Source organism: Culturomica massiliensis, from assembly GCF_900091655.1.
In the GTDB taxonomy this organism is placed as follows: domain Bacteria; phylum Bacteroidota; class Bacteroidia; order Bacteroidales; family Marinifilaceae; genus Culturomica; species Culturomica massiliensis.
In genome coordinates this window covers 3,194,492-3,210,883 of sequence record NZ_LT594621.1, presented here as the reverse complement: position 1 = coordinate 3,210,883, position 16,392 = coordinate 3,194,492, and the positions used below count along the sequence as shown (strand labels likewise).

Sequence of the window (16,392 nt, the reverse complement as noted above, 5' to 3'; positions counted from 1 at the left end):
GATTATTTCTTTGTAATGGTCAATTTATAAGGCTTGGTAAGGATATTCAGTACAAGGTCGTAGTTCCCTGCTTCGGCTACCGTCATATTGCTTCCGTTATCCGTTGTCAGGTCTGCCGGATCACCGCCCAGACTCAGATCCCATCCACCGTTAAAGCGTATTTTGAATCCGTCGCCTCCGGCAGGCAAGGCGAGCGCGTTCAATACCCAGGTCCCGTCGGTTTCATTGTACGTGAAAGCTGCGTCACCTGCCCAGTCATTGAAGGCACCTATCAAACCGACCTGTGTAACCGGAGTAAGCGTGAACGTCTGTTCGGCCAGATTTACCTTGACATAATAGTAGGCTGAAGGGACAGAGATATTGGAGGTTCCGCCGGTTTCTCCGCTATTGGTGGACGAATCGAAACTACCTCCGAAATCGTTGTTATTCCAGTCCTGATCAGGATTGAATTTGAATTCGCAGTTTTCTTTTCCTTCCTTATCCTTTAACATCAGGAAGCCTTCATAAATACCTTCTCCATTGCCTTTCAGACCGGGTGCTGTTGAGGGCGACCAGCCCTGATGAGAACCGACTATATACAGATAATCGGAGAAAGCGGTGTTGATTAATTTTATCTGATAAGGATATACTCCCGTATTCACAATAATCTTGTATTCGCCCTCGGTATTGGCAAATGTGAAATTGCCGCCGTTCTCGAATTGACCGTTATCGCCGATGGAATAGGTCCAGTTGTTGTTCATGCGGAATTTGTATTCACCGCCAATCAAATTTGTTGTCAATGACCAGCTATTGGCTGCGGGATCGTATGTCATTTCCGTATCGCCATCCCAGCCGGCCGGAGTGGCAGAACCGATAATACCGACTCTTTCGATTTTTAATGCTGTGAAAGTTTTGGTTTTATAGTTTACCCGGATACGGTAGATTCCGCTTGGCAATACCAGATTTCCGGCTGATAGATCGGTATTAAGGGCATAATCGGTAATCACTAAATTTCCGTCAGCATCTGTAGTCGGAGTAATATCGCCGGATTTACCGAGGTTGGTGCCATCCCAGTCCGGCTGACTGGCAAATTTGAATTCTGTGTCAGCACCGTCGGCTGTTGTCAGGTTGACAAAACATTCGTAAATACCTTTCACATCAGTCATCGGCATTGATGGGGCAGAAGCCGGGGTCCATCCCTGATGAGAACCGACAACGTACAGTTTTTCCGGATAGCTTACGGAATAGGTCGTTACCAGAATATTGACACTGGCCGATTCCAGGCCTTCGGGAATTTCAGCAGAATAAGCTTTGATATAGAGGGTAATTTTGCTTTGTTGTCCTTCCGGAGCACCCGCTTTTACGATAAGCTCGTTAAAAGCTTCCTGTGTCATGGAAAAAGCGGTTTCCGTTGTCCGTACAAGTTCGACAGCTTCGTCGGGGATTGCCCGGCTACCTGGTCCTGCGGGAGCATTGAAATAAGCAAATACGGCATATTCAATTTCTGCTCCGACTTCCAGGCTGGCGGGTTCCCATGCAAAAGACAGGTTCTGGTCCCAGGTTGCGGAACTCAGTTCAAATTTCTGACCTTCTTCCAGGCCGGTAAATTCCGGTTCGATCAGGTCGCCCTGGCTTTGGATATTTACGGTTATTGTATTGGAATTGACAGAAGTATTGTCGTAATATGCTTTTACGAAGAAGGTCATTTCAAACAGTTGGTTTGCCGGAGCACCCGCACTTAATACCGTTTCATTGAAAACTTCTTTAGCAATGGTCAATGAAAGACCGGAAGCAGAACCGAAGCTGACTTCGGCTCCTTCTTCTCCGTATTTACCGAAAAGTTCATAATTCACCGTTGTTTTGTATCCCGGTCGAAGTGCATTCCAGGCAAAAGTTACGTTTTCTACTTTGGAAGAAGGAGTGACCAGAATCATTCCGTGGGTTTTCAATACCGGAGCGACGACCGAAGTCTGACGGAATTCTTCCGGATCTTCGGAGCAGGCAACTGCCAGCAGGCTGACGGCTATGAGAGCCAGAATATATTTGAAGTATTTCATAATTCTTTCGTTTTTAGGAGAGGGAACTTTTTTGAAAATTGTTCCCTCTCGTGTTCTATATTACTGTTTTTCGTAACTCAGACAATATTTGTAAGTCTCATAGTTATAGAAGAATTTCACAAGATAAGTTCCGGCTTCTTCAATGACAATATTACCGCCGCCTTCTGTCAGATCGTTGATATCGCCTCCGAAATTGTAATCCCAATTGCCGTTGAAACGTATTTTGAATTCTCCGTTAGCTTCTACCGTGATCGTAGCCGAATAGATTTTACTAGCCCAATCGTATGTCATCGGCAGATCTTCGGCCCAGTCGTTGAAGCTACCCATCAATCCTACTGTTTCCATCTTCGTAAGTTCAGCTTTCATATTGACCAGGTCTAATTTTGCCTTATAGAATCCGGAAGCAGTTGTCAGGTTGCCTGCACCTCCGTCATTATCGATTGCATCCAAAGAACCTCCGTAGTTTGTACCGTTCCAGTCGGGCTGAGAAGTAAATTTGAATTCTGCGTCAGAGCCGTCTTCTGTATTCAGGTCGAGATAGCCGATATAAACATCTGTTTCCGCCGATTCGAAAATCATTTGAGCAGCATCCGGAGCCCAGCCTTGGTGTGAGCCGGGAACATACAAGCCTTTGGCTTTTACGACAGCCTGGGCTGTTGTTACCTTGGATGTTATATTTTCTGCCGAGCGTACGACAGTGTAGTCGGTGCCTATCGTAGCGGTAACATAAAATCCGACGGTAACCGTAGCATATTCGGCGATGCCCAATCCGCCTTCTTCTACGGCAGTACAGAATTTCACATTCAGTACATCCTTGGTCGTAGCATAAGAAGTTTCGTTGATTCCGGAGAATAGCAGGATGTCATGTTCTCCGTTTTCATCGGTGTAAACGGCATGGATACCGTAGTCGATCATTGCCTGGTAGCCGAAATCAGCCGCGCTCCAGGTAAAAGTCACTTCTTCTTCCTTGTTACTGTCTTTGATCGAGATATCGCCCAGGGGATTCAAAACCGGGATGCGAATATCTTCTCCGTCAACAGCGTTCGTTTTATCCAGTTCATCGCAACTTGCGAAGCCTAGTGCTATCACCAAAAGGGATAAAATATATCTGGTAAATTTCATATTATTTGGGTTTTAAAATGATTAATATCCCGGATTTTGTACCAATTTTGTGTTCGCAGCCAGTTCTGAAGACGGGATTGCGAATATTTTCTTATAATCGGGGAATGTTTGTCCGTCATAGCTTCCGCCTTTGTATCTCCATACAAAAGATCCGGATGTAAATTTGTTCCAACGGATCAGGTCGGTACGACGATGACCTTCCCACATCAGTTCACGGGCCCGTTCTGCTATCAGGTAATCCTGATTGAAATTATCGATTGTGCCTAAACCGGCGCGTTGACGCAAGTCGTTCAAATAACCTACGGCTGTAGCATCGTTTCCACTTCCCATATTCAGTACGGCTTCTGCATAGATCAAATAGATTTCACCCAAGCGGATACAAGGGAAATCGATATTGGAGTAAGCACATTGCTGGGCTTCGGATTCATATTCAGCGCCTGTTTTGTCGTGCGGAATATTGTTGTATTTGAATAACGACCAGCCACTGTTAAAATCGTCGATATTTTCCATCGTTTCTTTCCGGCCTTTGATATAAAATAACTGACCGCGCTTATCGCTACATTTGTATGTGCCGTTTTCATAATCCGGATCGGATACGTTGAAATAATCGCGTGCATATTCGTACGGTACGCGGATACCTCCCCAGCCGTTGTTGATACCCAGTAAGGTCGTATATTTATCTGTTGCGGCAATAGAGGCAAAAGCCAGGTAGGAAGTACCTCCGTAAGATTGTGTTTTGAAAGCTTCGTAGTCGATGGTGAACATCAATTCCTGCCGGGCTTCCGGGTTCTGTCCGTTATCTCCCCGGAACAGGTCTGCATAGCTGGGGCAAAGATCGTATCCCAGGGCAAACACTTCTTCACAGGCTTTTTTGGCATCGGCCCAACGGGCTGTTCCTGTGTATACTTCAGCGTTCAGGTAAAGGCGTGCCAGTAATCCCCATACAGCCCCGATGTCTGCTCTCGGATAATTGGAACGGGCTGCCGGCATTTTGGCTTCGGCTTTTGTCAGATCGAGCAATTCGGATTCGATGTATTCAAAAACTTCTTTCCGGGGTTTTTGTGCGGGCGAATAAGCCCCGAACGGACTATCTTCCGTTACAAAAGGTACATCCCCGAAAATATCCATAGCCATCCAGTATAGATAAGCTCTTAGAAAACGGGCTTCAGAGCGGTAGCTATGGATTTTTTCCACATCGGCGCCTCCGATACCTCTGTCGGACAAACGGCTGTCGGTACTTTGGCGTAAAAATTCATTTACATAGGTAATGCCGTGTAAGCTACGGGCGTATACGGCGTAAGTGGCAGCATTGTCGGCATCACTCCAGTTGTTGTTATTGATGTCGTTTACCCAACTGTCGTTTGCCCAGGCACATTTACAGCCGTCACTGGATATTTCCTGTAAAGTCCAGAAAGCCCGGATCACTTCCGAAGCTCCGCCGTCTTCTACAGCCAAATCTTCCGTGTTGGCAAAGTTGTAATAGATTTTAGACAGTCCGGACAAATAGCTTTCCGGAGTAGAGTAGGCATCTTCCGATGTAAAGTCGGATTCGTTCAACGGCAACGTGTCCAGATCACCGATACAGGAATTCAGGGACAGGCAAGCTGCGGCGAACAATAATGAAATATATCTTTTTTTCATATCAATATTCTCCTTTTAGATTAGAAATTAACATTCAGACGCAATGAATAGGTTCTCGGACGCGGCCAAATATTGTTATCGATACCGCCTACACCTGTGCCTTCCGGATCCATACCGCTGTAGTCGGTAATCACAAATACATTTTGTACGGAAGCTGCGACCCGGATATTGAAGCCTTCCCGTTTGGCGATGTTCCGGAACGTATAACCCAGATTCACATCATCCAGACGGAAGAAACTGGCATTTTCCAGGAACATATCCGAATACCATTGTTCGGTTACGTTGGCCTGTGTAAAACCGGTTTTCTTTACCGTAGTTGCATAATTGGAAAGCGTATTCGAAGCAAAGTCTATATTTGCCGTCGAGTTGGAAGAATAAAAGTCATTGAACATCCAGTTACCGACAGAACCGTGTCCGTTAAAGCCGAAATCCCAGTTTTTATAGGAGAGTTTCAGGTTTATACCGTAGAAGAAATCCGGATTCGGTGATTTGTTTGTCATATAACGGTCAGCAGAAGTGATCACACCGTCACCGTCACGGTCGACAAGAGCGTTCTGTATGGCATGTCCTCTGCTGTCATAAGCTTGCTGATACAGGTAGAATGTATAAGGAGCCGAACCTACCATGTGACGTTGCAGATAACCGCCGGTTCCCTTGCTGATACTTCCGATACCTACGTAGTAATTCGGATCGTTGCTACCGGTCAGTTTTGTAAATTCGATTTTTTGGAAAGTACCGTTCAAACCGACACTTAAATTCCAATCTTTCGTTTGTACCGGGATAAAATTCAACGCGATTTCCACACCTTTATTTTCCATATTACCCACATTGGTCAATACCGTATTGGAGAAGTTAGAGCCCATAGGTACGGTTACCGTATTCAACAGGTCGGATGTTTTCCGTTTGTACAGGTCGACACTGGCTGTAATACGATTGTTAAAAAAGCCCAGGTCTAAACCGGCGTTCCAGGTTTCTGTCGTTTCCCATTTGATATTCGGATCGTAGGCCTGCGGGGTCAATTTGTAAATATATCCGGCATTTCCCATGTTATACATATGGTACTGGTCAGTAGATAAAGAATAACGGGCCAGATAAGGATAGTCTCCGGAATTGATTTCCTGTTGTCCGGTTTTACCCCAGCCGACACGTAGTTTAGCTGAAGAAATCGGATCTATGTTTTTGATGAAATCTTCTTCGCTCAAATTCCAGGCTATGGCTGCCGACGGGAACAAACCCCAACGGTTGTCTTCAGAGAAGCGGGAAGAGGCGTCGTCACGTAAAGTGAATGTAAACAGGTATTTCCCCATCAATGAATAATTTAGACGTCCGAAGAACGAAATCAGATAATGTTCCGTCCGATTGAACGGATAGTTATAATCGTCTCCTTTTTGTTCGTGCGTTTCGTTGAAATAACTTACCGAATGATCGGAAGAATAAAAATGCTGCCAGGAATAACCGGCCATCAGATCGATACGGTGTACTCCGAATTCTTTATTGAAATTCAGGTAGAATTCCAACAATTGATTCCGGCGGAAATTGGTGTATTTGCTGTACTGTCCGATACCCAGGTTTTCCGAATCCTTCCAGGCTTGCATAGAACCGGGGCGTGCCCCTTTCTTACCGTCGGTAGAGGTAATGTCCATTCCGATATTTAAATTTGCCCTTAACGCTTCGAAACCGTGAACTTTATAATCCAGTTGGGCATTTCCGATAAAACGATGTACCGTATTGGTATTGCTGTAGTCATACAATTGTGAAAGCGGACTGACTGTGGCTAAAGCATTCGGAGAAATGACCGGATCGATGCTGTTCATCCAGTTCCAGTAACCATTTGTCAGGTTTTTGTTGATACTTCCGTCTTCGTTGTAAAAATAAGCCGGTTGTGTCGGATTGAAGAATGCTGCTGCATTTACGGCACCGCCGTCAGCAAAACGGTTTTTAATGACCACCCCTTTGGCATTCAGATTAAGAGTCAAATGTTCGTCGAGTAATTTGGGCGAAACACTGATATCAAATGTTCCGCGTTCGTATTTGGATGTCTCTAAAGTTCCTTCTTCATTGGTATAACCGATAGAAGCCCGGTAAGGTAATATGTTATTCACATTACCATAGGCACTGATATTGTGGTCGTGTGCAAAAGCATTACGGAAAATTAAGTCCTGCCAGTCCGTTTTTGCTGTTCCGAGTAAATTGGTAATCTTATCTCCGTTTGTCGTTCCTGCCGGATATATTCCGGTTATAAATTCCCGGAATTCATCGGCTCCCATTACCGGCACGGTTTCACTATTGGTAACAATGCTAAAACTACCGTTGTAGCTTAAGTTGATCTTATTTCCTTTTCCTTTTTTTGTGGTGATAATGATCACACCGTTGGATGCTCTTGAACCGTAAATTGCTGTTGCTGATGCATCCTTTAATACAGTAAACGATTCGATATCGTTCGGATTAATGGTAGACAATGCATTGGCCATTCCCGGTGCTGCATCGTTGGATACGGGGACACCGTCGATAACAATAAGCGGATCGTTGGAAGCTGTCAAAGAAGCTGCTCCACGGATACGGATAGTTGCTCCCGAACCGGGGCCTCCGTCGCCGGGGATGATCTGAACACCCGTTACTTTCCCTTGTAACATTTGTTGCGGAGAAGTTACCGCAGCCCGGTTTAATTCATCGGCTTTAATCGCTACGACCGAACCGGTAGCATCATTCTTTTTTACAGTACCGTAGCCGATGACAACGACTTCGTCCAATTGTTCTACATCTTCTTGTAATACAATGTTTAAGGTCGTTTGGCCGGCAATTGTAATCGTTTGTGTCTTGTAGCCGATAAAAGAAAATTCCAGAATATTACCTGTCTGGACTTTTAGGTTGTAATTACCTTCAAAATCCGTTGCCGTACCGGTGGAAGTTCCTTTGATTATAATACTTACACCCGGTATAGGCTCACCTTGCTTGTCAGTGACTCTACCGGTCAATACTCTTTGTTGGGCAAACGCACTAACGGATAGCAGCATGCACAAAACAAAGAGTAAGTTTCTCATTGTGTTTCCGTACTTCATAATGATAGAATTGTTTTTTTACATTAATTTTAAAGTTTGGCTTGATTTTTCAGATCGCTTTCGGGCATATTCAAATTTTAGTATTCTTATTATAAATTTTCCTGCTTAAAAAATGAACGTTTATATTGGCATTTCCGAAAAAGCCAGACTAAAAGAATAAATTCGGGATAATTGCATATTGTATTGATTTACAATACAATAAATGACAAATAATACGTGTGTGAAAATTAAATTCAGAGACTGTTTTAAACTAAAAACGTCATTTATTACTCAAAAAATGAATAAATGCAAACGTTAAAGCTGAAATGTTAAAAATTCAAACGTTTGCGATAACGGTTTCGGCAATTTTTTACCAAAAAAACAAACGTTTCCAATATATAAAATATTCAAAAGGTCTACATTTGAGTTGTTAAAATAAACAAAAAGTGCCTGAAAATTTGAATTTTTCAACTTTTTGGAAGATGACAGAAAATTAGATTATCCAATATAAACGTTCGTTTTTATTGGGTAGGAACCGGAAAGAAAAAATAAAGGAACGGAAGGGATTTTAATCCCTCTGTTCCTCACTTAATAAAACGAACATTAAATATAATAATATGAATTAAAGTACGCAAACGTTAAAAAGAAAAACGATTTTCTAAGCCCAGATCTATTAAAAATCAATTCAACAATTATGAAGTACGTAAATATGAAAGTAAAATTACTTTTTGTTTTGTGCATGCTGCTATCCGTTAGTGCGTTTGCCCAACAAAGAGTATTGACCGGTAAAGTTACGGACACCAAAGGAGAGACCTTGCCCGGTGTCAGTATTTTGATTAAAGGGACTTCCACCGGTACGGCAACGGATTTTGAAGGAAACTTTTCTTTAAATGTCGAAAACGGTAACGTTTTAGAATTTTCTTTTGTGGGGTATAAACCTCAGGCTGTAACAATCACGGATCAGAAAACCTTACATGTCGTGATGCAGGAAGATGTGGAACAATTGGACGAAGTCGTTGTCATCGGTTATGGAACTCAGAATAAGCGGGAAGTGACCGGATCTGTTTCTAAAATCGGAGGAGATGAGGTGTTGAAAATACCGACTTCTTCATTCGATGCTACTTTACAAGGCCGTGCTTCCGGTGTGCAAGTCGTTCAGACTTCCGGTATGGCCGGAGCCGGTGCAGCTATTCGTGTACGCGGTATCGCTTCCATTACTGCCGGAGGTGATCCGTTGTATGTGATCGACGGTATGCCTATCCAGCAGAATTCCGGAGAGCGTATCGGAGCATCGAATACCAATCCGCTGGCCACTATCAACCCGAATGATATTGAGAGTATCGATATTTTGAAAGATGCTTCTGCAACAGCTATTTACGGTTCCCGCGGTGCAAATGGGGTCGTATTGATCACGACGAAAAGAGGTAAAAAGGGGAAACCTGTATTTAATGTAAATTACCGGACCAGTTTATCTACGATTACAAAGAAGCTGGATATGCTGAATACCAGAGAGTATCTGGGTTTGTTGCTGGAAGGTTATGAAAACGATGCCATTTACGGTGGTCAGGAGTATAACGGACGTCCTTCTTTGTTGGGAGGTCTGAGCTGGGAACAGGCGATGCAAAACGATACCGATTGGCAAGACGCTCTTTTGCGGACAGGATGGTCCAATTTTGTGGATTTTTCCGTTCAGCAGGGAAATGATAGATTAAAAACTTATTTCGGCCTTTCGGCAAGTAATGAAAACTCATTTATTAAAGAAAATAGCTTCAAACGCTTGAGTTCCCGTTTGAATCTGGATTATAACGTAACCAAAAAATTTACGACAGGTATCAATGCGTCTTATACGTATACGGATGAAACGTATGTACCGGTGGGTTGGGACGGAGGTATAGGAACTGCCTGGTCCAAAGCTTTACCCTATTTCCCGATATACAACGAGGATGGAACTTATTTTAAATTCCCCGACGGAACGAATCCGGTGGCGGAAATCCATAACCGTCAATCAAAAACCCGTACATCCAGAGTGATGGGTAGCCTTTATCTGAATTATGAGATATTGGAAGGCTTGTCTATACGTGCCGAAGGAAATATCGATTTTTCCGAACGTAACAGATATGCTTTGACGACATCCGTGTTGACGACAACGCCTTCTTCAAATAAGAATTACGACCGGAACATGAATTGGAATGCTAAAGCTTTGGCCAATTACAGTTTTGATTTGGGCGAAGCTCATCGTTTTAAGGTAATGGTCGGTACTGAATTTATGAAATCCGAAACCGATTACAGGTATCACAATGTGACATTCGAACCGGGTAAGGAAGACTGGTTGTATAAAGATCCGACTTTACCGACAGAGAGTTCGGCAAATAAAAAGGGAACGAGTCCTACCCAGGCCTATTCGTTCGTGTCTTTCTTCGGCCGTTTGAATTATACGCTTCTGGATCGTTACCTGTTAACGGCCACTTATCGTCGGGACGGTTCTTCCCGTTTCGGTGCCAACAATAAGTTCGGTGATTTTCCGGCAGCTTCGGTAGGTTGGATTATCAGTGAGGAAAATTTTATGAATCCGGTGAAAGACGTATTGAGTTTGTTAAAGTTGAAAGTGGGTTATGGTATGACCGGTAATGCCGAGATTCCGAACTATGCACAATGGGGTACGACGAGTATCGATCCGAATCAGATGTATTACATTGTGAATAACGATAAACTGAATCCGGGTAATTTTAATCTGTGGTATATCAGCGGACTGGCGAATCCGGATTTGAAATGGGAAAAAACAAATACATTCGATGTAGGGTTGGAGTTCGGTTTCTTAAACAACCGGATTACCGGAGAGATCGGTTATTACAACAAACAATCCAAGGATTTGTTCCTGAATGTCCGGACGTCCACGTCTTCGGGTTGGGGAAGTATATTGAAAAATCTGGGAAAAGTAGAAAATAAAGGTTTCGAATTCAATATCAAATCCCGGAATATTATAAAGAAAGATTTTACATGGACGACAGATTTCAACATTGCACACAATGTCAATAAAGTAAAGGATATCGGAAATGCCGGTCCGGATGCTTTGGCCGGAAACGGGGATACCCGTGTTATGGTCGGCAAGCCTATCGGAGTCAACTATTTGGTGAAGACTTTGGGTATCGATCCGGCAGACGGAATGCCGATGTATCAGATGTTGGATGAAAGCGGCAAGGCTATCGGAGTAACCAAAGAATATAATGCCGACCGCGACCGTCAGGCTGTAGGACACCCTTATCCGGATTATATCGGTGGATTGGATAACAATTTCACGTATAAAAACTGGGATTTCGGATTCTTGTTTACCTTCCAGATCGGCGGTAATATTTACGATGATGCCGAAAAATTCCAGATGAACAATCTCGGTGCCTGGAATCTGAAGACAAAAGCTTTGGATCGTTGGCAGAAACCGGGTGACCGCACTGATGTGAACCGGGCGACAATCAAAGGATCGATAGAGGCTTCCCGGAATACGACGGAATATTTGTACGATGCTTCTTTCCTGCGCCTGAAATCCGTTTCTTTGGGTTACAATCTTCCGCAGTCTTTGGTTAAACGGATGCATTTGCAGAATGTACGTCTTTCTTTTTCCGGAACGAACCTGTTCTGTTGGACAAAATATAAAGGCTTGGATCCTGAAATTTTCCGGGATATGGAAAATCAACAGCAGAGAAACCTCAGTATGAACGTCACTTATCTGACGGTTCCGCAAGCCCGCAATTTTACGTTTAACCTGAGTATAACGTTCTAATACTGAAAATGATGAAATTTACAAAACTATTTATAATAGCATTGGGAGCCAGCATGTCGTTTACGGCTTGTGACAACATGGGGTTTCTGGAAATCAAACCGGATAATTTGGTTTTAACCAAAGATACGGTGACTTCACCGGAACATCTTCAGAAATTTATGGTGGATGCTTATAGCTCTGTCCGGTCCACCGGTTTTATGGGGGGAGAGATGTTTGTGGCTCAGGATGTATTGGCCGGAGACGGAGCAACGCTGAAAGGAGAGTTCAACTGGTCACAGATTTTGAGTTATAGTATGAACTTGTTTAATGAAGTCGGACGTCATGCCTGGGATGAAACATATAGTTGTATTAATAAAGCCAATTTTGCGGCATTCAGCAGTACGGCCGATGGTATATTGGCAAAAGCCGATCCGGCAGTAAAGACACAATTGGAAGCCGATGCTTGTTTTATTCGGGGATTGGGATTTTTCCATCTGGTACGGATTTTCGGATTACCTTATGACGAAACGACAAAAGATGTGGATCAGATGGGTATTCCCTTACGGAAAAGAGGTACGGCCAGCATGAACGATGCTTTTGTGACCGTTCAGCGTTCCAGTGTCGGGGTTACTTACGAACAGATTGTCTCGGACCTGAAGTTTGCTGCGGCTAATTTACCGGCAAACCGGACCTGGGATTGCGGTTTCGCTACCCGTGATATCGCTAATGCCGTATTGGCCAAGGTGTATTTCTTTATGGGGAATATGGAAGAGGCTGAAAAAGCGGCAGCTCTGGTCATCGATAAATATGATTTGGATACCGATCCTACGGCTAAGTTTGCCCGGGCTTCCAAAGGCACGGCTACGCAGGAAGTTATATTTATGATTCCGAGTACGGGGAAAAGCAATGACTCCTGGGGAGCGATCAAAGGTATGTATCGTACCGACGATCCAGCCAAAGGAGATGCTCAATGGATGGCTTCCAACGATTTGTTCGAGCAGTTTGCCGCCGATGATAAGCGTGGGGAGATATTTTATATGACAAAAGACGGAATACATTATACGACGAAGTTCGATTATGATAATATGGATTGTATTATCATGGGCGAGAATGAATTATTGTTGATTTATGCTGAGGCTGCCGCTAAGATTAATTTGTCGAAAGCTATTGCTTCTTTGCAGAAAATTGAGCAACGGGCATACGGTAGCGTGAAGACGTCTAATCAGGCTACTGCCGCTACGGTGATTGCCAATGCGCAAAAGGAAAGAAGACTGGAACTGGCCTTGCAGGGAGAGCGTTTGCATGAAATGAAACGCTTGCATATGAAAGTGAAGAGTTACGATTGGAATTCCAACCGTTTGTTATTCCAGATTCCGGATTCAGAGCAGAACGGTAACCCCGACATTAAGTTGAATTGATAAATTCCGAAAGACATGAAAAAACTCAATTATATATTGATGGTATTGTTTGCAGGCCTGGTATTTACGGCTTGCGATGATGACGATTACAGTTTGGGTGCTCCTTCCGATAAGACTAAAGCTCTTATCGGTACCTGGAATGTAAAATCCGTAACACTGACCGATGAGGCCGGTACGAAGAAAGAAATGGATATTACGCCTTATTTTAATTTCGACAGTTATAAAGTAACATTCAATGAGGATAAAAGTTTTTCTATCGAAAGCAGCAGTATGACGCCCAATTTTGTCGGTCTTTTATCCGGCACCTGGAGTTATGATGATGCAGAGGCTCCTTTGTTGATTAATCTGACGGAAGGAACTGTCAGCTCACAGTTTACATTGGCGGCACCTCCCAGAGAAGGGACGAATTTGAGAATAAAGTTTATCCGTAAATCCGAGGATAAAGCCATTGTCAGTTATCGTTATGAGCTGACTAAAAATTGACCATTAAAGATTAATGACCTATGAAAAAATATAGTTTGATTCTGATCATGCTGGCTTTTGCAGTTGGTGCATGGGCACAGAAACCACGGGTTACCACATTCCCGGCAGCATTTACCCTTACGGAAGACGTAACTTTGACGATCGATGTAACGGGAACGGCATTGGAGGGTATGAGCGAAGACCTTTATTTGTGGGCCTGGAGTAATAACGGCGATAACCTGAATAACGGTTCCTGGGATAATTCAGGAGCTAAAAACCGGCTTACCAAAGTCGGGGATAATGTGTATACCCTCACATTTAAATGTAGTGAAGTATATGCGAATCCGGTTACCCAGATACAGGGATTGGTGAAAACTCAATCGGGTAGTGCTAAAACCGATGATTCCGATCCGATTTTGTTGTATGATTTCAGCCAGATGGATGGACTGACCGGGGCTGTATATCCGAATCTTTTCGGTGTAAACACGCCGATTTCCATTATGGTAAATTTGAACAATTGTGGAAATATTACGGATAAGGAAAATGGTCCGGTACATATGCACGGAGCTTTGAACGAGTGGGGATTATACCAGATCGATTTCAATTACGACCTCAACAGGACGGCTTTGAAGCCGGTAGAGGGGCATCCGGGTTTATGGAAATTGGATCTGATTCCGGGAGAGTATTTTTCAAAAGAAAACGCTCCTGTGCCGGAAGATTTGAAAGTGACCGGAATCTGGGCTGTATTCAATAACGGGACCTGGGATCAGAAAGCCGATGACAATGGTTCGGACTTCCATTTTGTTTCTGCCGTTCCGGTGGAAAAGGTACAACCGGCGGAGTTTTTCCTGAGTAAATTTACTGCGGAAGATGTGCTTCCGGTTATTATAAAGACATCTGCTTTTGAGGCTGGGAGCGAAGAAACAGAAGCCGATCCTTTATACAACTATAATGATGAAGCGATGAGTTGCGCTGTGACTTTAACGACGGATAACGGTAAAGAAACCTTGAATATCGCTGCCGTGAAAACGGCCGATTATACTTATCGGTTGGTGCTGTTGCCTGCCCGTCAATTCCAGGGTGGTCGTTCGGCTACTGCGATTGAGATTTCGTTCTCTGCCGGAGTATTGAAGTCGGAAACCGTTTTAAAAGGCTCGTTTGTCAAATAATTTAAAGAAACGAATATGAAGAAGATATTATTTTTTCTGGCGTTGGTTGTCTCCGTAAGCTTTCTGACAGCTTGTGACGATGATAACGAATACCTGTTGGGAGATCCGGAAAGTATTACGCCTAAAATTGAAGTTCCGGCCGGTTCTATGCTGATTCAGACGGAGCAAGGAGCAGAAATCGAAATTAAAGCGGATTTGGCCAATCCGTCCGGGTTGGAATCGGTTCATATAGCCTGTACTGCTTTGGGTATGGATGATCTGATTGTTATAGACGGTAAAACATATGCTTTGGCAAAGAAATACACGGTTCCTGCCAATGTGCAGAAAGGAATGTATTTTGTTACGGTTACATTGAATAGTGCGAATAAATTGACGGTTAGCAGTGACATTAAGGTGATGGTCGGAATGAAAGACACTGAAAAGCCGGCACTCCTGTTACATACAGACCTGACCGCGACTTATCCTGCAGAATTCGATTTTGAGGCGACATTGAGTGATAATATCGGCTTGGCGAAAGTAGAATTGATTTGTGAGGCTGAGACATCGGTAAATTATACCGAAGAATTATCCGGAGTCAGCCGGTTCGATTTTGTCCGTAAAATTCAGTTGCCATACAGCTTTCCTTCAAAGCAGGTGGTATTGCAATTGCGATTGACCGATTTGGCGGGTTTGGTAACGGAAGAAAACTTTACTGTAAAAGTCAATGTTTATCCAAATACCTTATATATTGTCGGAGATGCTTCGGATGCCGGTTGGACGACAAAAGACGGCATTGCTTTAACAAAAGTTTCCGACGGTGTATTTGCCGGAATTGTGAAGTTAAAGGCAACCGGCGGTTGGAAATTTATAGCTAATAACGGTGTGGATACCTGGAATCCGGCTTGGGGAATCGGAGATGCTTCGGATGCTACCGGTGGGCAATTGAACGGTGACGGCGGTGCCGGTAATATTCCGGCTCCGGCAGAAGAAGGTTTCTATACGGTGACAGCCGATTTTACGACGATGACTTATAAGGTTGAAAAATTGGAAGCGCTGGAGAAAATCGGAAATCTTTATCTCGTTGGAAATATGAACGGCTGGGATAATACCGATAAAGGTTTTATGGCTTACCGGGACGACAATGAGTTGACAAACGGGGTTTATACCTATACCGGTTTCTTTAAAAAGCAGGATGGAGGAGAAGGTTGTTATTTTAAGTTCTGCCCGGAAGAATATCTCGGTTCATGGGATCATATGTACTATGCCGGAGCTGACGGAGAGTTGAAAAACGGTAACGGAGACCCCGCATTTTTTGTACCGGTTGAAGGATATTATACCGTTACGATCGATTTACTGAATATGACATGGACGCTTGAGGCTTTGACCGAAACACCGACCGAGTATACCAAAATCGGTCTGATGGGCGCTTATAACAGTTGGGATGTGGCTCGGGAGGCTTTTATGACTCAAAGTGCTTATGATAAGCATATGTGGACGACCGAATTGGAATTGCCTGCCGGAGAAATTAAATTCCGTGCCGATAGTAATTGGGATATTGCCTGGGGGAATGGTCCGGTGCCTTACGGTAAAGGAGATATGACACCTGCAACTCCGAATATTAATATTCCGGAAGCCGGAACTTATCAAATCCGTTTTAACGATATAACAGGCCATTACGTTTTCTTGAAGAAATAAGCTTATAAAACAATGAAACTGAAGCCGGAAGTTTATGGACATTAAAGTATTTCAGGTTCACAAACTTTCCGGCTTCTG

The 16,392-nt window shown here is 43.7% G+C and carries 9 protein-coding genes; 5 read left to right on the top strand and 4 right to left on the bottom strand.

From position 1 onward, the window contains the following. Nucleotides 1-2 precede the first annotated feature (2 nt). From BN8908_RS14450 to BN8908_RS14435, 4 genes are read right to left on the bottom strand one after another with little or no spacing between them, the layout of a single operon-like run. Nucleotides 3-2,036, bottom strand: a complete 2,034-nt coding sequence (locus tag BN8908_RS14450; protein ID WP_068691362.1) for a SusF/SusE family carbohydrate-binding protein — start codon at nt 2,034-2,036, stop codon at nt 3-5. A gap of 60 nt (nt 2,037-2,096) precedes the next feature. Continuing rightward, nucleotides 2,097-3,158, bottom strand: coding sequence for a SusE domain-containing protein (locus BN8908_RS14445; RefSeq protein ID WP_021988020.1), 1,062 nt, complete (start codon nt 3,156-3,158; stop codon nt 2,097-2,099). Between the two features lie 21 nt (nt 3,159-3,179). Beyond that, nucleotides 3,180-4,799 carry a RagB/SusD family nutrient uptake outer membrane protein gene (locus BN8908_RS14440; RefSeq protein WP_068691360.1) on the bottom strand — a complete coding sequence of 540 codons (1,620 nt, stop codon included), beginning with the start codon at nt 4,797-4,799 and terminating at the stop codon, nt 3,180-3,182. Nucleotides 4,800-4,819: 20 nt separating this feature from the next. Then, entirely contained in the window at nt 4,820-7,858 is a 3,039-nt protein-coding gene (locus BN8908_RS14435; protein WP_082989277.1) for a SusC/RagA family TonB-linked outer membrane protein, read from the bottom strand. Nucleotides 7,859-8,531: 673 nt separating this feature from the next. Here BN8908_RS14435 and BN8908_RS14430 point away from each other — a divergent pair. Genes BN8908_RS14430 through BN8908_RS14410 form a run of 5 tightly spaced genes read left to right on the top strand, consistent with a single transcriptional unit; the run spans nt 8,532 to nt 16,314 of the window. Further along, complete coding sequence (locus BN8908_RS14430; protein ID WP_227461950.1) at nt 8,532-11,612, top strand: SusC/RagA family TonB-linked outer membrane protein; 3,081 nt, start codon at nt 8,532-8,534, stop codon at nt 11,610-11,612. Between the two features lie 11 nt (nt 11,613-11,623). Beyond that, the gene (locus tag BN8908_RS14425; protein WP_068692334.1) at nt 11,624-13,009 is read left to right on the top strand and encodes a RagB/SusD family nutrient uptake outer membrane protein; all 1,386 of its coding nucleotides are present in this window, start codon (nt 11,624-11,626) and stop codon (nt 13,007-13,009) included. A 15-nt stretch (nt 13,010-13,024) separates the two neighbouring features. Next, nucleotides 13,025-13,492: a DUF5004 domain-containing protein gene (locus tag BN8908_RS14420; RefSeq protein ID WP_021988015.1), complete on the top strand. Its 468-nt coding sequence runs from the start codon at nt 13,025-13,027 to the stop codon at nt 13,490-13,492. A 20-nt stretch (nt 13,493-13,512) separates the two neighbouring features. Further along, complete coding sequence (locus BN8908_RS14415; RefSeq protein WP_068691358.1) at nt 13,513-14,640, top strand: hypothetical protein; 1,128 nt, start codon at nt 13,513-13,515, stop codon at nt 14,638-14,640. A 15-nt stretch (nt 14,641-14,655) separates the two neighbouring features. Then, nucleotides 14,656-16,314, top strand: coding sequence for a DUF8037 domain-containing protein (locus BN8908_RS14410; protein ID WP_068691356.1), 1,659 nt, complete (start codon nt 14,656-14,658; stop codon nt 16,312-16,314). Nucleotides 16,315-16,392 lie beyond the last annotated feature (78 nt).

What these genes read in the sequence shown, in the direction of transcription:
- BN8908_RS14425 (WP_068692334.1), top strand. Translation starts at nt 11,624, where the DNA reads ATGAAATTTACAAAACTATTTATAATAGCATTGGGAGCCAGCATGTCG.
- BN8908_RS14440 (WP_068691360.1), bottom strand. Translation starts at nt 4,799, where the DNA reads ATGAAAAAAAGATATATTTCATTATTGTTCGCCGCAGCTTGCCTGTCC.
- BN8908_RS14420 (WP_021988015.1), top strand. Translation starts at nt 13,025, where the DNA reads ATGAAAAAACTCAATTATATATTGATGGTATTGTTTGCAGGCCTGGTA.
- BN8908_RS14430 (WP_227461950.1), top strand. Translation starts at nt 8,532, where the DNA reads ATGAAGTACGTAAATATGAAAGTAAAATTACTTTTTGTTTTGTGCATG.
- BN8908_RS14435 (WP_082989277.1), bottom strand. Translation starts at nt 7,858, where the DNA reads ATGAAGTACGGAAACACAATGAGAAACTTACTCTTTGTTTTGTGCATG.
- BN8908_RS14415 (WP_068691358.1), top strand. Translation starts at nt 13,513, where the DNA reads ATGAAAAAATATAGTTTGATTCTGATCATGCTGGCTTTTGCAGTTGGT.
- BN8908_RS14445 (WP_021988020.1), bottom strand. Translation starts at nt 3,158, where the DNA reads ATGAAATTTACCAGATATATTTTATCCCTTTTGGTGATAGCACTAGGC.
- BN8908_RS14410 (WP_068691356.1), top strand. Translation starts at nt 14,656, where the DNA reads ATGAAGAAGATATTATTTTTTCTGGCGTTGGTTGTCTCCGTAAGCTTT.
- BN8908_RS14450 (WP_068691362.1), bottom strand. Translation starts at nt 2,036, where the DNA reads ATGAAATACTTCAAATATATTCTGGCTCTCATAGCCGTCAGCCTGCTG.